Genomic DNA, 21969 nt, shown 5'->3' on the forward strand with positions numbered 1-21969 from the left:
TTGAGGTGGGCTACGGAGTACGCGAGATTCACTCCGTCTTCTCTTGTCTGGGCAGCAAACGTTCGTCGCCCATCTGGGCCGCGCCCGTTCGACGGGTGTTTCGCAACGGATCGAGCGAAGTCTGGTCGCTGTCACCCGGCGACGACCAGTTCGAGTCGTTTATCCGGTCCGTTGAGGGGTGGGTGTCATCCAAAGGCGAGACCGCGAAACGAAATCGCTCGCCGTCAGCCAATAAGTTGTCCGTCGCGCTCTGGGTGAGATGCGGCGATGCAATTGCGCTCCTGGGGGGCGACATCGAGAGGAGGGGCGGACGGCCGTGCTTCATGACCGCGCGAAGCCGACGGGCAAGGCCTCCGTGTTCAAGGTCCCGCACCACGGTTCCGGCGACGCCGATGTCCCGGAGGTGTGGGAACAGATGCTGGACCCCGAGCCCTTCGCCGTGCTCACTCCGTGGCGGAGAGGAGGCCGGCTCCTTCCGACAGCTCAAGATGTCGAGCGCATTCTCTCCCGTACGCCTCGCGCCTACGCCTCCGCGAAGCCCGGTTTGTCCGCTCGAAAGCGACGCGGGACGGTATCCAAGACCGTCCGAAGCACCGGTACGAAGTTGACGGGCGTAATCGGGTCGCCCGGAATCGTTCGACTACGCCGATCCCTGGCCACCGGCAGCCTCTGGACCGTGAAGCTCTTCGATCCGGCGTGCCCCCTCGGCGATCTGGCGGCATGATCTTCGACGAGCGTCCACTTGACGAAGTTCGGGACGATGAGATCGCGCACCTCGTCGAAGCTCATGTCCCCGAACAGCAGCACCTTGAGTTTAAGAGGACCTTCGATCATAAGGACCCCGACCACCCGCTGAAGCTGCTTCGAGTCATCGCCTCGATGGCCAACGGCGGCGGCGGGTATCTTATCATCGGCATACACGATGATGGCTCCGGGCGGGCTGCGAAGTTCGTGGATCCGGCTCTCATGGGCGATGCGGAGTCGACTAGGCAGAGCATCCGGTCGCTATGCCACGATCACATCTCAGCACGTATCGACGGACTTGAGGTCGGCCGTCGGGTCGTGAATGGCCACACGGTGATCATCGTCCGGATCCCGCCCAGCGGACGCTGTCCGCATATGGTGACGCTCGGTCGTCGCACCGATTTCTACATCCGCCTTGAGGATGGGAAGCGAGAGATGTCGCTGGCCGAGATCCGCGAGGCATTCGTCAACGAACCGGTTGGGCTGCGTCTGGACAGGCTGGACCGAAGATTCTCTGACCTTGCCCGGATTCTGACGCGAGACCAACGAAAGAACGAACTCGCAGAAGCCCTACGGACGACTGCTTCCGAGGCCCTCCTCGATTCCCACGACGGGAATTTGCTCGCTGAGGTGCTGCGAGAGCGTTTCGAGGCGGAGGTCGGCGAACGTCCCTTCCTTTGGCTTGGCGCCACTCCCGTTACTCCGCGTCGGGGCCTGATCGACGTGCGGGATCCCGAGATCACCTCCATTCTGTCGACGCCGCCAAGATCTCGGCGAAGTGGCTGGAACATGGGAGGGCTAGATTCCACTCGTCGAAGGTCGCTCACGGGAGTTGAGTTAGGGAGTAAGACATCGTACGCTTACCTTGAGGTGTTGGAGAACGGCCATCTGGAATTCTGGACGCCTCTCGACGACCACTTCTGCTGGAGGCAGTCCGAGGAGGAACTGCGAGTCCGACCAAGACTCTATCCGTACCCCGTGGTCGAATACCCCTTATCCTTTCTTTGCCTAGCGCAGGCGCTGCTCCACGAGGCAGGCTATACCAACGAGATGCTGATCCAACTCCAGTACCGGAACGTTGCTGGCTATATTCTGCGCCCCGGGCAACCTGACGAAATCCGTTTCCTTTCTCCCGTGGGTCCCAGCACACCGTTCGCCGAGCCACACCTTCGGATCGGACCGAGGCGTGTTCCAGGAGCCTCTAGTCCTGATGACGTGGCGTTCGATCTCCTCACATCCGTTTATCGAGCCTTCGGTGTTGGAGCGCGCAGCATCCCATTTCGGGATTCGGTCGGTGTATTCTCATTTGAGTAGCTGGGAGTTTACCAACGAGAAGGGAGTGGCCGAGCAACCCGGCCACCGTCTACCGTCCGTGCTTCGTGATCACCAACGTGCGGCGCTATAGTTCGACGAGGTCTGCATCGTTGTCTATTCCAGGAGCGGAAAAGAAAAATCGTGAATAGAGATCCGTTTTATCGACATATCGTTGACCGTCTAGCAGTCCGTGGTAAAAGTCGCGATGTCCCGCGTCGATGTTGATGGTTAGATTGTGGCGGGGACAAGAGTGGCGAGTCAGTCGGAGGTTGACGATGGCGATGGGCCGGCGGAGGGGCGGGCGTCAGAAGGCGCTGTTCGTGGCGGCGGCGGGGATCCGTGCTCCGGGACACCCGTTCTACCGGGCGCTGGAGGGGCTGTTGGCTTCGGCGGGGTTCGACGGGTGGTGCGAGGAGACGTGCGCGGCGCACTACGCTCAGCGGCTGGGCCGTCCGAGCATCCCACCGGGGGTGTACTTCCGGATGCTCGTGGTGGGGTATCTGGAGGGGATCGGATCGGAGCGGGGGATCGCGTGGCGGTGCGCGGAGTCTCTGTCGCTGCGGGAGTTCCTGGGCTACGAGCTGGACGAGAACCCGCCGGACCACTCGACGGTGTCGCGGACGCGGCGGCGCCTGCCGGTGGAGGCGCACGAGACAGTGTTCGCCCGGGTGCTGGAGCTGCTGGAGGAGAGCGGGCTGTTGAGCGGCAAGACGCTGGGGATCGACTCGACGACGCTGGAGGGGAACGCGGCGATGCGGTCGATCGTGCGGCGGGACACGGGGGAGGGATACCAGTTGTTCCTGGAGGGCTTGGCCGAGGCGTCGGGGATCGAGACGCCGAGCCGTGCGGATCTGGCGAAGCTGGACCGGAAGCGGCCGAGGAAGGGGTCCAACGACGAGTGGGAGCACCCGCACGACCCGGACGCGCGGATCACGAAGATGAAGGACGGGCGGACGCGCATGGGCCACAAGCTGGAGCATGCGGTGGACATGAGCTCGGGGGCGGTGTGCGGGCTGACGGTGCAGCCGACGACGGGTGGCGACTGCGCCTCGCTGCCGAAGACGCTGGGGGAGGCGCGCGGGCAGCTGGAGCGGCTGGGTCTGGAGGCGCGGGAGCTGGTGTGCGACAAGGGCTACCACTCGAACGCGACGATGAAGCGCCTGGCCGGCCTCGGCCTTCGCGGCTACGTGAGCGAGCCGAACCGCGGGCGGCGCAGTTGGAAGCGGGACCGGGCCGCGCGGAAGCCCACCTACGCCAACCGGCGCCGGATCCGGGGCGCCCGGGGCAAGCGCCTTCTGAGGGCTCGGGGCGAGAAGCTGGAGCGCGCCTTCGCCCACCTGCTCACCACGGGCGGGATGCGCCGGACGCACCTGCGCGGGCACGAGAACATCCGTAAGCGGATGCTGGTGCACGCGGCCGGGTTCAACCTGGGGCTCCTGATGCGGCACCGGTACGGCTACGGCACGCCGAGGAGTCTTCAAGGCCGAAGTGCGTCCACGCTCCGAACGGGAGGCCTCCGGATCGCCTTTTCGGCCCTTTTCCGCCCGAAATCGCGCGTTCTCGGCCACCTCCGGCCCGCGCGGGCCCGCAAATCGCCCAAACGCGGCACCGGCCCCTCCGGCGCAACAATCCGCCGCCACTTTGCCGAGATCATATTCCGTGGCCCGCGGCGCGCTTTTGCCACGGGCTGCTAGCGGATACATTAGATGGAAATCTGTTTGAGCAGTGCGTATGCGATCTCCTTCGTGAAGTGTATCCCGGCCTGGTGGCAATACCGGGCGGTCAAGATGCAGGCATGGACGGTGCAATAGTAGATCTCAAAGGAGAACCATATCCTCTTGTTGCAACAACTTCTTCTGATGTTGGGCGGAACTTTCGGAATAGTCTCGACCGGTATATGGTAGAAGGAGGTCTGCGACGCCAGGTCGTGTTGGCAACTTCTCAGGACCTCACGCCAACTCGGATCCGAAGACTCCGAGATGACGCTAGGGCGCGCGACTTTACGTTGGTCGGTCATCATATTCGGGCAGACATTGCGAACCGTCTCTACGCGAGTCCGCGATGGTGTAGAGATCTGCTCGGGATCGTTGGAGACCCTGAACCGCTGTCGATGGTTGCGGACTCGACACGCCCACGCCTTGCCTCGGCGGTGATAGGTCGATCGGACGACCACGAATGGCTCCTTGGACTTAAGGAGGATGCCGTCATGTCGGGCGTTCCCGGCTGTGGGAAGACGTTCGTCATGGAAGAACTCGCGACGAATGGAGACGGTCTGTTTCTCGTGTCGGACGATCCGACCCGTATGGCTGAGGGCATTCGGTCTCAGCAACCTACGCGGATTTTCGTCGACGATGCCCATTTCCGCCTAGAGGATTTGCGAACGTTGCTTCGGCTACGAGATGAGTTGGGAATCCCGTTCGTGATCATTGCGAGTTGCTGGCCTGGAAGAGTTGAGGACGTAACACGAGAACTGGCGACTCCACAAACGCCTAGCACGCTGCGCGAGTTACGGCTTCTAACTACGGCGGAGATTGCTGAGGTGATCCGAAGCTGCGGAATCGACATCGGGGACACGCTACTCCGTGAATTGATCGATCAGTCCGCAGGCAAGCCGGGCTTAGCTGTCACGTTGGCAAATCTGGTCCTTCGATCTGAGTTCCAGCAGATTGCGTCGGCCACGGCTCTGCTTCACGAGATTGGCATCTTCAAAGATCTTGTTGGGACCGAAGCTGTTGAGGTCCTTGCCAGTTTCGCACTGGGGGGAGACGCCGGCATGACGACAAGTTCTGTGGCGACTTTTCTTGAAATTCCCCCCGTTGCCATTCGACAGATGCTCCGCGGGCTGGCAGCGGGCGGCGTCCTCCGCGAAGTGGCTGCAACGGAACCGGCTTTTGCTGTGGAGCCTCGTCCCTTGAGACATTCACTCGTCGCGGAGGTGTTCTTTCGGGATGCAACCGTACTTCCCGCACAGCCTTTGGTGGAGGAAGCGCGTAGGTTGGGTGACGTTGTTTCAACACTTGTGGGCGCTAAGCACCGCTCCGGGCAAGTGCCCGAGGGTTTGATTCAAGAACTCTTGCTTCGCACGTCGGGCGAGTCGGCATGGGTTAACTATGCAGCCCTCGGGCCCGCCCAGGTTCGATGGATTCTGCATCATCGGCCTGACACGTTCCGGGCCATAGCCCGGGTCGGACTCTTCTCAGCTCCGCAAGAGATCGTCCCACGTTTGTTGTACGCCTCAACGGGCAACCACGTCTCGTTGCCGCAACATCCTGGCCACCCCCTCCGTGTCCTCCAAGACTGGGCCAAAAGCGCACATCCCAGCTCCGGTGAGGCCGTTACGCGACGTCGCCTCGTGCTCACCGCGACTGAGGACTATTCGTCGGACCAGAAGTCGGATCCTTGGGTTGTATTGCGTGCCGTGGCCGCCGCATTTGATCCGCGCTATGAGAACACGGCTGAATCCGTCACGGATCCGCTCTCGATTCAAATATCTTTCAATATTCTCACAGAACGTGATATATCGGCGCTGGGGGCGCTGTGGGACCGCGCAGCTCCTCTACTCGCCGCCGTGAACATCACCGAACTGGACCCTCTGCGGGAGCTTGTGCACCATTGGCTTCACCCGGGTGGGCCGGGCTCAACCGTGGCGCCCGAGATGGCAGTCATGATGACTGACATCGCTCGCTCCATGGTGCACACCATCGCAACAGCTACTTCAACAAACCCCGGCATCGCCAGTTGGGCGGCGCAGCTTTCTGACAAGCATGGGTGGGACCTTACGTTCGCTACCGACCCCGAATACGACGTGCTCTTTCCTATCGATTCGTTCGGTCCCGGCTGGCGTGAGACCTACGACTCTGCTCACGCCGCTGCACGGAAGCTCGCCACGGAATGGGGCCAACGGAGCCCAGATGATGTTGCGCCTCGCGTATATCTCTTTTACGAGGCGGCCCGAGTGATAAACTATCGAGGCTTCGAATGGGGTGCCAAGGTTGCAAAGTGGATCGCCGAAGAAACGGACGAACCAGTCCACTGGCTCGAAACTCTAATTTCCCAAGAAGCACCTGCGCAGTTCGTATCGCCGTTCCTTGCCGCGTCGATTCGACTGGCACCGGAGTCGATCACTACTGCATGGGGACACTGCATCGAGAACCAAGCATATCGCACGGCTGCTGTAGAAGTAGCGTTAGGTATCGACCCGGTGCCGAGTGTTTTTTTTGATACAGTTCTTGATCAACTGCGCGGATCAGAGCACATCGTCGAGGGGCTGGGCGCGCAGGGCCACCTCGACGAAGTCCGTTTGAGATTGCTCCTGACGCACTCGAGCGACACGATTAGGGCAGCAATAGCCAGAGGATTGTGGTTGGGTGAAGGTGTAGCGAGCTTACCGTCGGATTTGAGCGACGCTTGGCGTCGTATCATAGTGAGGGACGTCGACAACTACATTCTTGAGGATGTGTTTCGCTCGGACCCATCGATCGCCCTGGAATGGCTGCTCCATCGTACGGAGAGTGCTCACCCTCCATACTGGTTACCGGACAAACCACTCGACGTTGCCATCAATGTGCTGGCGACCAGCCAGCGACGACGCGTCTTGCGCAATTTGCATGAGAAATACCAGCGACTCGGCCAGGATGAGTTGATCCGCCTGCTCGTCGGAAATGACCCGGGATTGTACCGCGAGTTGCTTGAGAATCGAAGCCTAAAGCCATATCACTTGGCGCCTTTGGGAGGTTATCCCGATGACGCGTGGCAGAAACTGGCGGGTTTGGCGCTAGACGCCGGATATACTCCTGATGAACTCGCTCATGCGTGCCGGCTATCAGGGGGAGGATGGACGGGCAAGCTATCGAACATGGAAGCGGAATGGATGGAGCGGTTCGAGGCTCTTGCTGACCACCCAGATTCGCGTCTCCGAGAAGTGGGGATCTTGGGGCGCGGCATGGCAGAGGAGCAGTGGAGACGACACCTAGCAGCCCGTGGCAAAAGCGCGCCGCGGGCCACGGAATATGATCTCGGCAAAGTGGCGGCGGATTGTTGCGCCGGAGGGGCCGGTGCCGCGTTTGGGCGATTTGCGGGCCCGCGCGGGCCGGAGGTGGCCGAGAACGCGCGATTTCGGGCGGAAAAGGGCCGAAAAGGCGATCCGGAGGCCTCCCGTTCGGAGCGTGGACGCACTTCGGCCTTGAAGACTCCTCGGCGTGCCGTAGCCGTACCGGTGCCGCATCAGGAGCCCCAGGTTGAACCCGGCCGCGTGCACCAGCATCCGCTTACGGATGTTCTCGTGCCCGCGCAGGTGCGTCCGGCGCATCCCGCCCGTGGTGAGCAGGTGGGCGAAGGCGCGCTCCAGCTTCTCGCCCCGAGCCCTCAGAAGGCGCTTGCCCCGGGCGCCCCGGATCCGGCGCCGGTTGGCGTAGGTGGGCTTCCGCGCGGCCCGGTCCCGCTTCCAACTGCGCCGCCCGCGGTTCGGCTCGCTCACGTAGCCGCGAAGGCCGAGGCCGGCCAGGCGCTTCATCGTCGCGTTCGAGTGGTAGCCCTTGTCGCACACCAGCTCCCGCGCCTCCAGACCCAGCCGCTCCAGCTGCCCGCGCGCCTCCCCCAGCGTCTTCGGCAGCGAGGCGCAGTCGCCACCCGTCGTCGGCTGCACCGTCAGCCCGCACACCGCCCCCGAGCTCATGTCCACCGCATGCTCCAGCTTGTGGCCCATGCGCGTCCGCCCGTCCTTCATCTTCGTGATCCGCGCGTCCGGGTCGTGCGGGTGCTCCCACTCGTCGTTGGACCCCTTCCTCGGCCGCTTCCGGTCCAGCTTCGCCAGATCCGCACGGCTCGGCGTCTCGATCCCCGACGCCTCGGCCAAGCCCTCCAGGAACAACTGGTATCCCTCCCCCGTGTCCCGCCGCACGATCGACCGCATCGCCGCGTTCCCCTCCAGCGTCGTCGAGTCGATCCCCAGCGTCTTGCCGCTCAACAGCCCGCTCTCCTCCAGCAGCTCCAGCACCCGGGCGAACACTGTCTCGTGCGCCTCCACCGGCAGGCGCCGCCGCGTCCGCGACACCGTCGAGTGGTCCGGCGGGTTCTCGTCCAGCTCGTAGCCCAGGAACTCCCGCAGCGACAGAGACTCCGCGCACCGCCACGCGATCCCCCGCTCCGATCCGATCCCCTCCAGATACCCCACCACGAGCATCCGGAAGTACACCCCCGGTGGGATGCTCGGACGGCCCAGCCGCTGAGCGTAGTGCGCCGCGCACGTCTCCTCGCACCACCCGTCGAACCCCGCCGAAGCCAACAGCCCCTCCAGCGCCCGGTAGAACGGGTGTCCCGGAGCACGGATCCCCGCCGCCGCCACGAACAGCGCCTTCTGACGCCCGCCCCTCCGCCGGCCCATCGCCATCGTCAACCTCCGACTGACTCGCCACTCTTGTCCCCGCCACAATCTAACCATCAACATCGACGCGGGACATCGCGACTTTTACCACGGACTGCTAGAGCGCGAACACGAGGAACAGGTGTTTGGGCTCCGATGAAGCCGAGGCGGGGGCAAGGGATTGGCAGGATGCTTCATGATGAGGGAACGAACGTACCACCCGGCCGACGCCCCCGTCACCAGCATCACCCTTCCCGACGCCCACCTCCTTCCCTCCGTATCGTCGCTGACATCAAACGTTCGGCAGTCAACATGTCACGAGACTCGACCGTGGGAAGCAAGTTCGTCGAGGAAGTCCGCGACGACGGCGTTGAACCGGTGCGGCAACGCCAAGCAATAGAAGGGTACGAATTCTGGACAGCGGCGCAACGTGCCCGGGAGAGCGGCGACTTCGTGTTCTTCAGCCTCTGCGCGAAGATCCGACCAGCGGGTCGGCGTCGGGTAGAACCGACTGGCCCACCTACCGCGGTCACTTCGAGGTACGAAGTAATCGCTCGGTTGTGCCGGGTTGAAGCGATGGTGACTCAACCTACTCACGTCTCCCCACATCGCGTTCAGGCTCTGCCGCCACAGGCGTCGCGTCGCCCATCGTACACCGATCTCCACTGTGTAGGCCGTACCCGAAAAAGTCTCATCCGCAAGGATCGTGCCCTCGGGAGGAAGACTGTCGAGGATGATGTCCTCGACCGAGTGATACGGATCCGGAAGGGGCGCTGTGGAACCGGGCTTATTCGCCCTCGCGACCGACCTCACCCACGAGAGAAGCATTGTCCTCGCAACAGGATACCGCCCTGTCTCGTTGACGGCCAAGATCGACAAGAAATAGTCCGGTGCCTGAACCTCTCCCACGATGCGTAGACAGTCAAACTCTCGCAGTACGAGCTGACCTGCACTTCCTCGGTACTCATGGCAAACACCGAACTCGATTCTCTGCGAGATCGAGAAAGCCGAGACCAAACCACACACCTTGACTGCGCGAGCACTATGGACGAGCGGTTCCGCCGGATCTGGAACCACGAGATCCTCGGCTGCCAGCGCCTCTTCCAGCAGCTGCCGCGCGTTACGCCGTGCTTCCTCCAACGCCAGTCGATACGCTGCATGCCAGCGTGCGCGACCCAAGCTGTACTTTTCAGCGACCCTGAGGATCTGCGTAGCGAAACAGATCCACCCCACGACTACTTCCGCGTGATTACCGTCATCTGCCCATTTTCGGAGTGCCAATGCGGTCGTAAGGGCTGCCGCTGAGATGGCTCGTGCCGCAGCCGCAGCCTTGGGCTTGCGTCCAATAACGGGGAGGATGTCTTGTAGCAGCCGAAAAAACTCCTGCCTCGGCAACTCCCCTCGTCCATCGGCCAAGAACAGCGCGAGGAACGCGTTCAGGGCCCCGGGGGAGCCCGGGAAAAAACTCCTTTGAGCCGCTACGAATCGGGAGGTGAGCTCGGCGCGCTCGATCAAATGCAGCGGTGCCAATCCGCGGTGCCGGTTGCCGTCGGACAGCACGCTGATCCGATCTTGCGCCGGACCAGTGGCGGCTTGATTGGTGACAAGAAAGACACGATCAGGCAGACGTGAGTCGGGAAGGCTCGGATGCCTGATGATGGCTTCGGCCGCTGTTGAGAGCTGCTCTTTGAGCGCCTCGATCCTAGGGACGTCGAGTCTGCCACTCCCCCCCTTTAGCTGGTACGCGCACAGGTCTCCGGCGGAGTCCCAGGCGATGATATCCTTCCCGTGCTCGTGGGCGTGGTGCATCGGGCCTTGGATGACACGATGGCCCTCTATCACCAGAAGTTGGCCAAACGCCGCTTCGTAGGAGCGCTCGGACGCCTCAGTCAACCAGACGTCTACGAGATTCTCGATCACGCCAATCCATCCATTGTTTCTGTTTGATCTCTGAGAGTTCAGCAAGGAATTCAGAATCCCCGTCGAGACTCTCCAAGTCGTCCTTGATCTTCTCGAACGTCTCGGGGTGTACGACCATTGTGTGGTGTCGGGGTTCACCAGTGCGTGGATCGAAATCCAGTTGGATCTTGCGCTGCATTTCAAGAAGAGCTTCCCGAATCGGCTTGTCTTTCGCGGCGACGACGTTACCGACGGACTCTGCCGCCTCGGAGGCCTTGGTGAACATCATCTTCCCTTGGGCCTCAGCGAGGGTCTCCGCCATCCTCTTAAACTTGGCCATGACCGCCGAGAAGCTCCCATGTCGCATTTCATCGCGAGTGATCTCCAATCCTGCCGTCATCGTCTCGTATTCAATATGATCCTCCCGCCCTTCCACATCTTCGTAAGTGCCCTCATCACCTTCGTGCTGAACTGTTCGGCCGATTTCCCTGAGGAGGGGTGCTGATTTGGAGACTTCGTCCTTGAGATACCGTCTCAAGAAGGCGTCGGCCCTTCGCTTGATCTTTGGGTAATCTGGCAACATAAGACTCTCGTGGAAGAAGCCGTTCAAAGCTACCGGGTGCTGGCCGGGGATTCGAACCGCGTGCGAATGTACGCTTCGACGTCTGGTGGGGGCAGCTTCACAGTGCCGGGGCCGCTGCGGACGAAGAAGTCGCCTTGCTCGGTGCTCTCAAGGTTCTTCCAGCGGAGGAATACCGGCTCAGGGCTTCGTTGGCAGCTCACGACGCACACGGTGCCGCCGTCGAGGATCTGGATCCTCGGGTCGATGCACGTCCCCGCGCGGCCGCCCAAGGCGTTTCGCACAACCTGGGCCAGGTGGAGCATGAACTTGTCGTCGTTGTCGAAGCCGTCCCGTTCGATGCCGACGACGGAGCCGTCGTCCGCGACGCCGAGGAGGAGGTCGCCGCCCTCCGTGTTCAGGAAGGCCGCGATCGTCTTCAGGGCGGCGTGGGTCACGCGGTTGTCCTTGCGGTCCTCCTTCAGGTTCCAGCGCAGGGTGGACTTGAGCTCCAGCGTCTTCGACTCCCCGCGCTTGATCAGTTCCTCGGCGTTGCGGTGGCCGCAGAGATACTGGTCGAAGAGGAGGGTCTTCACGAGTTCGCCGAACGCACTGTCGTCGGTGATGCGCTTGTAGAGATCGAAGTTCGAGTCGACGATGCCCTGGATCACCTCCTCAACCTTGTGATCGAATGTGAGGCGCACGTTCTCGCGGGTGTTCACGCGGGCGGCCGCGGCGAGCGCCGTGTCATCCTCGAGCTTGTCCATCATCTGGTTGAGGGTCACGCGGTGCTCCGGCCCCAGGTTGAGGCCGAAGCGGTCGTTCAGCTCCGCGATGATTCGGGACAGGGCCTCGATCTCCTCCTGCGCTGCTCCCGGTTGGATGCCGGTCTTCCGGGGATCAATCGTGCCCGCGCCTCGGGACAACTCGATTCCTCCCTGCCCCGTCTGCTGGATTCGGTACGACTCCATATCGATGTTCCGCTGCACTTCGCGCGGGAGTTCGCTTCCATCCGCCGGCAAGAGTTGCCGGAGGTAGCGGGCGAAGACGTGCAGCTTCTCGAGATCCGCGTCCTTGAAGGTCAGGATCTGCGCCAGGAACGAGTAGAGGCGCGTATACTTCCGCAGCCCGCCGCGGAACTCCGAACGCACCTCGGGTTCCAGGTCGCGGAACCGCTGCACAGGGTCGGCGAGCAGGGCATACAACTGGTCCTGCGTGGCGTCCTTGCCGAAGTAGACCCGAGCGAAGGCGTCCACCTCCGCCTCGGTGTAGACGTGAAAGCCGAGAAGTTCTCCCTGGAGGTCGTAGAGGAGGTTCGGGTCCGTCGCCTCCGAGAGCAACGTCGTCTCGTAGTAGGGTTCGAACGCCTTGCGGATGTGGTCCGCCTCGTTGGCGAAATCGAGGACCGCCGTCTCGTCCTTGCCGGGATGGGTCCGGTTCAGGCGCGACAGCGTCTGCACCGCGTTCACGCCGCCCAGCTTCTTGTCCACGTACATGGTGTGGAGGAGCGGCTGGTCGAAGCCCGTCTGGAACTTGCTCGCCACGACGAGGAACCGGCATTCGGGCTTGGCGAATTCCGCCGCCGTCTGCTGCTCTCCGATCAAGTGCGGCCCGCCGGCTGAGTTCATGCCGGGTTCGGTGTATTCCTTCCCTCCGTCGTTCACCTTCCCGGAGAAGGCGACCAGGCACTTCCAGGGATACCCCTTCTCGGCCAGATACGCGTCCACGGCGAGCTTGTAGCGCACGGCGTGGAGGCGGGAGCGGGTGACGATCATCGCCTTCGCCCTGCCGCCGATCCTGTCCTGCACCTGCCCGGCGAAGTGATCGACCATGATCTCGACCTTCCGCCCGATCGCGTGCGGGTGCAGTTCCACGAAGGACTTGAGCAGGTAAGCGGCCTTGCCCTTCTCGTAGCGCGGGTCGTCCTCGATCGTCTTGAAGAGCCGCCAGTAGGCCGAGTACGTGGTGTAGTTGGCGAGGACATCGAGGATGAAGCGCTCCTCGATCGCCTGCCGCATGCTGTAGAGATGGAACGGCTCGAACCGACCGTCTGCCTGCTGTACGCCGAACAACTCCAGCGTCTTCGCCTTGGGCGTCGCTGTGAACGCGAAGGTGGAGAGGTTCGGCAGGGATCCGCGCTTCTCCATCTCGGCGAGGACCGTCGCCTCCAGTTCCTCCTCCGGAGTCGCGATGCCGGCTTCCTCCTCTTCGGCCGCCTCGAGGCTCCCGGCGGCGAGCACCGCCTTGAGACTCTTCGAACTCTCGCCGGACTGGGAGGAGTGCGCCTCGTCGACGATCACCGCGAACCGCTGGCCGGGAAGCGATCCGATCTGCTCGGCGATCACCGGGAACTTCTGGAGCGTCGTGACGATGATCCGCTTGCCGGATTCCAGCGCCGCGCGGAGCTGCTTCGAATCCTTGTCAATCTTCTCGACCACTCCAAGCGTCTGCTCGAACTGGGTGATGGCGCGCTGAAGCTGGCGGTCCAGAACGCGTCGGTCGGTGACGACGACAATGGAGTCGAACACCGAGCGATCGTCGGCGTCGTGGAGGGTGGATAGCTGATGCGCGAGCCAGGCAATCGTGTAGCTCTTGCCGCTCCCGGCGGAGTGCTGGATCAGGTACCGCTCCCCCGCCCCGTGGTTGCGGGCATGGGACACCATGCGCCGGACGGCATCGAGCTGCTGGTAGCGGGGGAAGATCAACCGGGTTGTCTTCCGGCCGAGTTCGTCTTCTGCCTCCACTTCGTGGATGAACTGCCGAATCAGATCGAGGACGCTGTCCCGTGCCCAGACCTCGTTCCAGAGGTAGTCAGTGGGGTATCCCTGCCTTGTCGGCGGGACGGGCGGATTGCCGGCCCCGCCGAACCTGCCTCGGTTGAAAGGGAGAAACCGTGTCTTGGCTCCTTCGAGGTGCGTGGTGACGTACACCAATTCGGGGTCCACGGCGAAGTGTGCGAGGCAGCGGCCGTGTGCCAGGAGGGGTTCGCGGGGATCCCGATCGTGCCGATATTGGCGGATCGCATCCTCAACAGTCTGGCCCGTGAGCGGATTCTTGAGTTCGGCCGTGAAGAACGGAATGCCGTTGAGGAACAGCACCAGGTCGAGGCTCTTCTCGTTCTTCGCGCTGTAACGGACTTGCCGCACAACGGAGAAGATGTTCGCCGCGTGGAGCCGGCGCGTTTCCTCGTTGAGGCCGCTCGCCGGACGGAAGTATGCCAAGTGGAACTTGCACCCCGAGTCCCTGATGCCCTTGCGGAACACATCGAGGGCGCCGCGCCGCTCTAATTCCTTTGCAAGACGGCTCAGGAACCGCTCCCGGACCTCGGCACCGTAATGCTGCTTCAGCCGCTTCCAGATCTGAGGCTGAGTGGCGACGAGGAAGTCAACCACGTCGTGCGGGATGAGACAGAGTTGCCGGTCGTAGTCTGCATCCGCGCGGCGCCGATGGTATCCGCCGCCAAGAAACTCTTCGTCATACGGTGCCAGTTTCTCCCGAACACTCTCCTGGTACTCCTCGCAAGCATCGGATCCCCGCCGCAGGAGTGCGCACTCAATCGCATCCTCGAACGCGCGCTCTGAGACCTCCGGAGTCACGCCGCTGCCTCCCGGACATCGACCTTGCCGGTCACGGCAGCGGAGATCAGCGTAGTGCGGAACTCCTTCAGACGGTCGATGGCTTGGTGGATTCTGGCGATGAGCGTATCGATGAAAGCGGTCTCTTCGCGGATGAACGCGATGATCCGATCCTGCTCGGGAACCGGGGGAATGGGTGTCAAAAAGCCGCCGACATCATGCATGTAGATGGTCTGATGCGTTGAGCCCATCGTGAGACGCCGAAACTCCGGCTCCATGGCGCGGAAGACGTACAACAGGTACTCGGGGCGTATCGATGGCCCGCAAGTCCAGTTGACGAAATCCTGCGTCGTCGCCATGTCAACGCCGAGGATTGCCGAGAACCCCACGGATGCAGTGCGTGACAGAATCACCGAGCCCTCTGGAAGGAGTCTCGCAGCAGAGTTCGCTAGTCCGATCTCACTGATCTTCTCGGCTGTCTCGTGTACGTACTCGACCCGTCCATCGCGGACCTGCCAGACATCCGTGAGGCCGAACCACGGAATGGTGCAGTCCTGCCAGTATTCGGCCTTCTGTCGGCTCGGAGTGTGCCCTGACCGCAGTCTAGCTGCGAACTTCGTCCTCTTCGCTTCCCAGTGCGCCGGAATATCGCCCAGCCACTCGACACCGGAGTCCTTCATGGGGACTCGCAGGTCGATGCCTCGCGTGACGGCACGCGTGATGATCGCGGTACGTTTCTCCTGCAACAGATCGATCAGCCGGTCCTGCCTCGTGACCAGCCCGTCGATCTTGGCCGTCTCCCGGTCGAGGAAGTCGGCGACTTCCAGTTGCTCGAGTAACGGAGGTAACGCGACAACCACCATACCGATGATCGTGCCGTTGAGGTTGGCAAGGCCCGTGGTCGATGCTGACAAGAAATCAAACTGGCCTCTGCCAAGGGTGCTGTTCAGCACATACCACAAGTAGCGGGGAACGATCTCGTCCGGCCGGACTCGAAGTCGCTGCATGAAGTTGGAGTGACAGCAGTCGAGAGACTCAATCTCCTCCGAAACCAAGGATGCCTTGCCGATGTGACGAGCTGATCCGCTCGACTTCGTGATCACGAGATCACCTTCGATGAGTCGAGAAGCCGTGTATTCGTGCCGAGTGAGCTCGCGAACGGCAGGATTCTCAATCGCCCATGCGCCATCGACAGTTTGCTCCGTCGAACGAAGTACGATCGTCCCGTTGTCATCGCCTTCGTTGCCCCACACGCCGCCATCATTATGCGACAAGACTTGCTTTAGCCTAGCCACGTTCCAGTGCGCGGGGATCTCGTCCAGCCACTCCACGCCGGAATCCTTGTATTCTGGATAAGGGTCGAAGCGCGCTGATTGCCCGCGCGAAGGCGGATGCGGGTCAGCCATCGGCGCTACAGGCGTGCCCATCGGCATCCTGCAACGGGCCACCGGTGGGCCAGATGAAGTCGAACGGTTCGATGTGGAGGGGAGTGACCGCCCGGCCCGGAGTTCCCCCGGAGGCGCCGTGAGGACGCGGCCCGCCCCGCTCTGCGCGAGGGCCGGGGATCGGATCCGAGTGTCGCTTTGATGGGAAGATCATGCCCCACGCTGGGCACCGTTGTGTGCGGATGGATTCGTGCGCGGCGGGAATCGAGCCGGCCGCGCGAATTCCGAACGTACGAGATCGGTGTGCATGGTGCTCGGCGATTCGTCGTCACACCAGATCGGCAGTCTCGTCCCCTATCTCGGTCGGCCATCAGAGGAAACGCGGGTAGAGGAGCGGCTCCAGCAGCGACTGGGCTCGGCAGGCCTCGGCGACACGCCCGACCTCGTCCCGGGTCACCTTCTTCCACAGGAGGGCATCGTCGAGTGCCTCCAGCGCGACATTGAGGCCTACCTTGTTTCGGAAACGGAAGCAATCGACGACGGTGCGGGCCGGCGTCGTGATCCGGGCGGGAACGCCCTCGAACTCCGTCTCGACCACCCCATAGCGAAGTGAGGCGCCCGAAAACCGCGTCACGTTGAGCCTGAAGCCCTCCACCGTAGGCGTGCGGTCGCCGTGCGGGATCGCGATCCACGCGCCGAACGGGATCTGCGTGCCGATCTCATGGACGCTGAGGGCAGTGATGAGCGACACGATCGCGCTGGGCACCCTGGCGCAGACCGCCGCCAGCGAGTGGTGCCGAGAGAAGTCGGCGTCCGTCCGCCGGTACAGGCCCCACCCCTCCCGCTCGACCAGCCCGGCTTCCTCCATTCTCCGCAGGTGGCCGTACGGAATCCCGGCCGCCTCCGCGTCCTGGGGACGGAAGAAGGCGGGCAGATCGGCATCACGCAGCCGCTGCGTGTCCGTAACGGCTGGATCGATCATCGTTCGCGCCGCTTTCAGAAAAAGTCACATCCAAAAACAGATGTGACATCTTCTTTCACCTCATGGGATCCGTCAAGATTCGGAGGCGGAGTGGTCCGAGCGGTCGGGATAGCCGCCACACTCGGGAGTGTCCTCCTGATATCGCCTGCTCTCAGCGGGTATCGACGACCTCTCGTCCGCGCTCAGCGACTTCGCATCCTCAGCGCCGGGATCAGTAGTGACCGAGCACGGCAGGCCTCTGCGGCCCGCCGGATCTCGTCCGGCGTCGCCTTCCCGTCATCGAGCACCTCGTGCAGCGCCTCGAGCGCGGGTTCGAGTCCGACCTTGCTTCGAAACCGAAAGCAATCCACCACCGTCCGCGCCGGCGTCGTGATCTTCGCAGGCACGCCGTCGAATTCCGTGTCCACAACACCGTACGTGAGGGACGCCGCGCTGAACCGCGTGATGCGAACCGGCAGCCCCCCGAGCGCCGGGACGCGCGATTTGTGAGGGATCGCGATCCAGACCTGGTGCGGCATCTGCGTGCCGATGTCGTACACTTCCAGTGCCGTGAGCAGGCAGACGACCGCCTGCCGCGCCCGTGCGCAGACGGCCGCGATCGTGTGGTGGCTCGTGATGTCGGCACGCGTCTGCCGGTAGAGGCCCCACCCTTCGCGCTCGACCAGGCCGAGGTCTTCCAGGCGCCGAAGCTCATGGTAGCCGATGCCGGCGGCTTCCGCGTCGCAAGGACGGAAGAACGTACCGAGACCCGTCTCGGAGAGCCGCTCGTCGTTCGGGGATTCCTGACTCATCGGGCATCCAACTTCTACAAAAACGTCGGCAGTAGAAAACCAATGCCGACAATTTCTCGGAGTACGAGCTTCGAGTCCACCCCGTCTCAACGACGCCGTACCGGAGCGATGGGGCGGTTTGCGCGGGAGTCCGTTGTCATCCTTGGGGTGGCCTCGGGTCGAGGCGTCACGCAGACCGATCATGTATCATGTCGATCACGTCATCGGCGACTTGGGCCACTTCTTCGGGGACCCGCGTGGGGTGACCCGATAGCTTCCGGAGCGCGGCGAGCAGCGGTACCAGCGCCTCCGACTGCTCGGCGGACCGGGCGAGCACATCGGCAAACGGTCCCGGCGGAGCGCCGCAGGCGACCAGGTCGATCGTGTCCCAGACGAGCTTATGGAGCATCACCGGGTTTTCGTCGTCCATTTCGTCGCAGAGCCTTCGGAAGATACGCAGGGCGGCGCGCTCGTCCCGCCCTCGTATCTGCGCCATGACCTCGATCCCCATCGCGCGCCAGCTCGCGGGAACGCCCGGGTCGCTCTCCACGGCCCCGAACCTGTCGACGAGCGTCCGGCACGTGGCCAGCGCCTCGCCGGGAAGACCCAGGTGATTCTGCGCCTGCGCCTTCATCTCGAGAGCGAGCGCGATTTCCCGCAGGACGCGCGGATCCCGGCTACCGCCATACCGATCTACCGCCCTATCGCTCGCCTCGACGGCCAGTTCGCCGCTGCCCCCCACAAGTGCGGCACCGGCCTTCTTGACGAGCGCGCTGGCCACCTGCTCCTGAATCTCTGGTGCCTCGTCGTCGATGAACCGCTCGACGAGATCGTCCCAGACGAGCTGCGCAGCGTCGGGAGAATCCAAGACCAGCATCGACCCCTTATTCCGGAGGCACATGGCCACGCACAGCTTCACTCTCGGGAGCCGACTGGCACCGAAGCGGCGAACGGCTTCGTCGTAGGCGGCGATGGCCTCGTCGGGCTCCTTCAGCTTGCCGTGCAGGTATCCCTTGTTCAGGAGCGCCGTTCCGACGCACTCTTGGATTTCCGGCGCTGACAGGTCGCCAAAGCGGCCCACGACGGCGGAGAATGGCTCTATCGCCGCGTCCAACGAACCAGATTTCTCTGTCGCCACCCCCTTGTTCACGAACGCCCTGGCGACCGCTGACTGGACTTCCGGCTCCGGCACCGATTCAAAGCACCGAATCACCTCGTCGCTGTACTCGATCGAGCGCGCCAACTGACCCGATTGGCCGAACCTGGATCCGATGTCGAGGAGTTCGCCCGCCAGCCGTATCTGACGATCCCCATCACCGGGAGCCTCGTAGCGCTTCGCAAGTTCTTGATGCGTCGCGGCCGCCATGCCCGGAGCGATCTTGCTCAGATCGAGATCCTCTCCTCCACCGAAAAACGCGTCGTGAAACGCCACATCGCCCAGAAGGGCTCCGAGCATCGCCGCAGCTTCGTCCGACTCATAGAACGCCATCATGAAATGAATCACGCCGCGCACGACTGCCGCCTCGTCGCGTTGGTGTCTCAGTTTGTAGTAGATGCAGTAGAGGCCCTCGGAGACGCTGTACAGCCGGCGTCGGCTCCGGCCTTCGACCTTGATCGCGCCTCGTTTCTTCAAGCGGCCGAGAAAAGACGAGACCTTCCGCACGTCGAGGCGGGCTCGGTCGGCAATCTCGCGCGTGCTCGATGGCCGCCACAGGTCGGCCGCCGCCAGATACACTCGCCGTTCGGCCTTGGGCAACGCGTCCAGATGTCCGCGGAAGTATTCGGTGTGGTCGTCGATCAGGCTCACCATCTCTTCCATCAACTGGGTCGTCGACCGATGACGGCCGAACTCCGCGAGGATCACCAGCAGGCGGGGACTTCCACCGGTGAAGATCTCGATCGGCCGCATCTGCCGGTCCTCGCGTTCCTCACCGCTGACGACACGCCACAGACGACGGCATTCCGCGGTACTCAGCGGATGCAACTGAACAATGCGGAACAGCTCGAAGAACGGTTGCCCGGCATCCTTCAGCCCCTCGAAGTGGCTCGTGGCGGAGCCCAGGAGGATGACTTCGGGGTGCGACTGGAGAGACTCGCGAAGCTGCCACCCGAAGTCCTCGTCCACATCGTCGCAAAGGTCCTGCAGGTTCTCCACCATGAGCACCAGCCGCCTCCCGAGCCGGTCGGCGGTATCGAGAACACGGGCCCGCGCGGACGCGGCCACGTCCTCGCCGCGCCTTCCCGCGAGGTCGGCGCGCGTCGCGTCAAGCTCCTCCGAGAGGTCGGCGTGATGTGGGGCACACTCCCGCGCCAGGTGGAACAGCGCCTCCAGCCAGAAGTCCTCGATGTTGAAGATCTCCAGACTCTCCTCCATGAACCGCACGGGGAACAACGCCTGGCTCAGGTGCGGATCCGTCCGCAGCTCGGCGGCGACGCGGGCGAGGAGCATGGTCTTGCCGCGGCCGCGGGGACCGACGACGAGCGTGTGTTGGCATGAAGGCGCATCGATATTCCCTCGGATCACATCGAGGACCGTACCGAGTTCTCGATCCCGAACGACGAACTGGTCGATGATCTCCCGGTCGGACTGGAAAACCCCGGGGTTGAACTTTCGGATCGTGCGGGCGCGCGATTGGCTCATTTCGGATCGATCTCGCCGGAGGTGGTGCGCGACGCGGCCGTTAGCGGCGCATAGTGGTCGCGGAAGCGAGCCTTCCACCAGTCTCGAAGCAGGTTCGAGGCGAACCGGTAGCCCTCGGTGTCGGACTCCAAATAGCCATCGTGCACGAGAACATCCAATGTCTCGATGACTTGCCGCGGGGCGTTGGACGGGAGCTTGGAATACCGGGTCTCGAGATGATGGCGTGCCTCCGGCGTGAAGACACCTTGAACGGCCGCCTCCGCCAGGATCTCCATCGCGATGCCGTAACGAGTTTCGTCGCCCACGCCGTCCCTCAGGCGCGCTTCGTAGTGGGCGAGGTCGTTCTGTCCGGAGGGCCCAAGGAGTTCCGTGCGGTACACCGCGTCCACATCCTCCATCGTGATGCACTCCCGATCGTGCCTCAAAGCGTAATCGCGCAGGCGCGCGAAAAAGGACTGGACGTGCTGCGGGATACCGATCCCGAGGCGATCGTATACCGCCTCCGCCACACCTTCGTCCACGGCGAAGCCGCCGCTCGCGGCGAGTTGCTCGAGGCACCCCACCGAGGTCTCACGATCCCATGGGCCGAAACGGATCCAGGTGATTGATCCGATCCGAGATGCCCAGTCGCTGGACCAAGGGGGCGAGCCCGATGCTGCCGGAGACGACGAGGACCGCCGACGTGCCAGCCTGCTGCTGGAATGCGGCCCTGAGCCAGCTAAGGAACACATCCACGCGAGCGGCACCATCCTCCTGCTGCAGCAGCCTCGACAGGAAGATCGGCACTTCGTCAACGGCAACGACGACGGGCTTGTCGAACGAAGCACAGCGCCGGACGAGCTGGTGGCCGTGATGCCTCCAGTTCCCAGCGTCCAGCACCGACCGAAACTCGACGGCGAAGTCGCGGGCACGTATTTGCTTGACCCGTCGCCACAGCTCCGCCGAGCGACGCCCCACGATGTTCCATGCTCGTCGCGGGAGAGGCTGATATCGATGCACGGCCTCCGCAATCTTGGTGACCACATCCTCCTCGGAGATGGCCCCTTCCACATCGGCGAAGAGGAAGATCCATCCCTTCTCCTCCAGCCGACGCCCCAGTTCTTGCAGGATGCTGGTCTTGCCCATTCGGCGCTGGCCGGTCATCACGATGTGATTCCCGTCCCGGATTCGTGATTCGAGGATGCTCAGTTCCCCGTCTCGGTTGAAAAAGTCGTCGCCGCTCACCCAGCGGCCAGTCGATGATCTCATGCAGTGCTCCGTTCTTGTGCGGGTGTCAAGCTGACCGGCCGGTGAATGCCCAGTCGCTCGCGAGTTCACTCTAAGACTAGTAGTCAACAGATTTGTTGTCAACAATCCTGTTGACGAAAATCTCGGGAGCTGGAGGGTGCGTTGTGACGCTTGACGATGGCGAGACCATCAACAACGCTTTCTTTGATCGCAGCCTCATAAGGGGATCACGATGAGACTGCACTACTATCCCGACACCGACAGCCTCTACGTCGAGTTCCAGGAGGGTCCGGGCACCGAGACGCGTGAGGTCGCCGACGGAGTCCAGATCGACCTGGATGCTCGCGGACACATCGTCGGATTCGATATCGACCGCGCCTCGATCCGCCTGGATCTCTCCACGCTGGAAGCCAAGGCTCTGCCGCTGCGTTCCTAACGCATCACCTGACGCGCGCCAATGGAGTCACGCGGCGGGCCTCCGACACGCACCGAATCTGTGAGTGCGTGCGTCA

Annotated in this window: 14 protein-coding genes; 4 read left to right on the plus strand and 10 right to left on the minus strand. The window is 63.0% G+C overall.

The genetic code is table 11. From position 1 onward, the window contains the following. The first annotated feature begins 316 nt into the window (after positions 1-316). The 3 genes from ACOOHF_RS16570 (at position 317) to ACOOHF_RS16580 (ending at position 3752) form a co-directional block, all read left to right on the plus strand. Positions 317-724, plus strand: a complete 408-nt coding sequence (locus tag ACOOHF_RS16570) for a hypothetical protein (RefSeq protein ID WP_420462537.1) — start codon at positions 317-319, stop codon at positions 722-724. After that, positions 721-2058, plus strand: a complete 1338-nt coding sequence (locus ACOOHF_RS16575) for a helix-turn-helix domain-containing protein (protein ID WP_420462538.1) — start codon at positions 721-723, stop codon at positions 2056-2058. The genes ACOOHF_RS16570 and ACOOHF_RS16575 overlap by 4 nt, the downstream gene beginning before the upstream one ends. Before the next feature lie 275 nt (positions 2059-2333). Next, the gene (locus tag ACOOHF_RS16580) at positions 2334-3752 is read left to right on the plus strand and encodes a transposase (protein ID WP_420462539.1); all 1419 of its coding nucleotides are present in this window, start codon (positions 2334-2336) and stop codon (positions 3750-3752) included. Between the two features lie 3275 nt (positions 3753-7027). Here ACOOHF_RS16580 and ACOOHF_RS16585 read toward each other — a convergent pair. From ACOOHF_RS16585 to ACOOHF_RS16630, 10 genes are all read right to left on the minus strand, one after another. Beyond that, positions 7028-8446, minus strand: a complete 1419-nt coding sequence (locus ACOOHF_RS16585; RefSeq protein WP_420462539.1) for a transposase — start codon at positions 8444-8446, stop codon at positions 7028-7030. Positions 8447-8734: 288 nt separating this feature from the next. Then, complete coding sequence (locus ACOOHF_RS16590) at positions 8735-10339, minus strand: hypothetical protein (RefSeq protein WP_420462540.1); 1605 nt, start codon at positions 10337-10339, stop codon at positions 8735-8737. Beyond that, positions 10305-10856, minus strand: a complete 552-nt coding sequence (locus ACOOHF_RS16595) for a hypothetical protein (RefSeq protein ID WP_420462541.1) — start codon at positions 10854-10856, stop codon at positions 10305-10307. Before ACOOHF_RS16595 ends, ACOOHF_RS16590 begins: the two co-directional genes overlap by 35 nt. A gap of 74 nt (positions 10857-10930) precedes the next feature. After that, positions 10931-14473: an RNA-binding domain-containing protein gene (locus ACOOHF_RS16600; RefSeq protein WP_420462542.1), complete on the minus strand. Its 3543-nt coding sequence runs from the start codon at positions 14471-14473 to the stop codon at positions 10931-10933. Then, the gene (locus ACOOHF_RS16605; protein ID WP_420462543.1) at positions 14470-15885 is read right to left on the minus strand and encodes a restriction endonuclease subunit S; all 1416 of its coding nucleotides are present in this window, start codon (positions 15883-15885) and stop codon (positions 14470-14472) included. Before ACOOHF_RS16605 ends, ACOOHF_RS16600 begins: the two co-directional genes overlap by 4 nt. A 322-nt stretch (positions 15886-16207) precedes the next feature. Then, complete coding sequence (locus ACOOHF_RS16610; protein WP_420462544.1) at positions 16208-16819, minus strand: type IV toxin-antitoxin system AbiEi family antitoxin domain-containing protein; 612 nt, start codon at positions 16817-16819, stop codon at positions 16208-16210. Between the two features lie 182 nt (positions 16820-17001). Next, entirely contained in the window at positions 17002-17610 is a 609-nt protein-coding gene (locus ACOOHF_RS16615; RefSeq protein ID WP_420462545.1) for a type IV toxin-antitoxin system AbiEi family antitoxin domain-containing protein, read from the minus strand. Positions 17611-17776: 166 nt separating this feature from the next. Further along, the gene (locus ACOOHF_RS16620; RefSeq protein ID WP_420462546.1) at positions 17777-20230 is read right to left on the minus strand and encodes an AAA family ATPase; all 2454 of its coding nucleotides are present in this window, start codon (positions 20228-20230) and stop codon (positions 17777-17779) included. Continuing rightward, positions 20227-20793, minus strand: a complete 567-nt coding sequence (locus tag ACOOHF_RS16625) for a hypothetical protein (protein WP_420462547.1) — start codon at positions 20791-20793, stop codon at positions 20227-20229. Before ACOOHF_RS16625 ends, ACOOHF_RS16620 begins: the two co-directional genes overlap by 4 nt. A gap of 7 nt (positions 20794-20800) precedes the next feature. Continuing rightward, positions 20801-21478, minus strand: a complete 678-nt coding sequence (locus ACOOHF_RS16630) for a hypothetical protein (protein WP_420462548.1) — start codon at positions 21476-21478, stop codon at positions 20801-20803. Positions 21479-21689: 211 nt separating this feature from the next. On the opposite strand from ACOOHF_RS16630, the gene ACOOHF_RS16635 reads away from it, so the two are divergent. After that, the gene (locus ACOOHF_RS16635) at positions 21690-21893 is read left to right on the plus strand and encodes a DUF2283 domain-containing protein (RefSeq protein ID WP_420462549.1); all 204 of its coding nucleotides are present in this window, start codon (positions 21690-21692) and stop codon (positions 21891-21893) included. The last annotated feature ends 76 nt before the right edge of the window (positions 21894-21969 follow it).

Origin of the sequence: Candidatus Palauibacter sp., assembly GCF_965216145.1 — a bacterium.
In the GTDB taxonomy this organism is placed as follows: Bacteria; Gemmatimonadota; Gemmatimonadetes; order Palauibacterales; family Palauibacteraceae; genus Palauibacter.

What these genes read in the sequence shown, in the direction of transcription:
- ACOOHF_RS16635 (WP_420462549.1), top strand. Translation starts at nt 21,690, where the DNA reads ATGAGACTGCACTACTATCCCGACACCGACAGCCTCTACGTCGAGTTC.
- ACOOHF_RS16605 (WP_420462543.1), bottom strand. Translation starts at nt 15,885, where the DNA reads ATGCCGATGGGCACGCCTGTAGCGCCGATGGCTGACCCGCATCCGCCT.
- ACOOHF_RS16620 (WP_420462546.1), bottom strand. Translation starts at nt 20,230, where the DNA reads ATGAGCCAATCGCGCGCCCGCACGATCCGAAAGTTCAACCCCGGGGTT.
- ACOOHF_RS16575 (WP_420462538.1), top strand. Translation starts at nt 721, where the DNA reads ATGATCTTCGACGAGCGTCCACTTGACGAAGTTCGGGACGATGAGATC.
- ACOOHF_RS16585 (WP_420462539.1), bottom strand. Translation starts at nt 8,446, where the DNA reads ATGGCGATGGGCCGGCGGAGGGGCGGGCGTCAGAAGGCGCTGTTCGTG.
- ACOOHF_RS16580 (WP_420462539.1), top strand. Translation starts at nt 2,334, where the DNA reads ATGGCGATGGGCCGGCGGAGGGGCGGGCGTCAGAAGGCGCTGTTCGTG.
- ACOOHF_RS16630 (WP_420462548.1), bottom strand. Translation starts at nt 21,478, where the DNA reads ATGAGATCATCGACTGGCCGCTGGGTGAGCGGCGACGACTTTTTCAAC.
- ACOOHF_RS16610 (WP_420462544.1), bottom strand. Translation starts at nt 16,819, where the DNA reads ATGATCGATCCAGCCGTTACGGACACGCAGCGGCTGCGTGATGCCGAT.
- ACOOHF_RS16615 (WP_420462545.1), bottom strand. Translation starts at nt 17,610, where the DNA reads ATGAGTCAGGAATCCCCGAACGACGAGCGGCTCTCCGAGACGGGTCTC.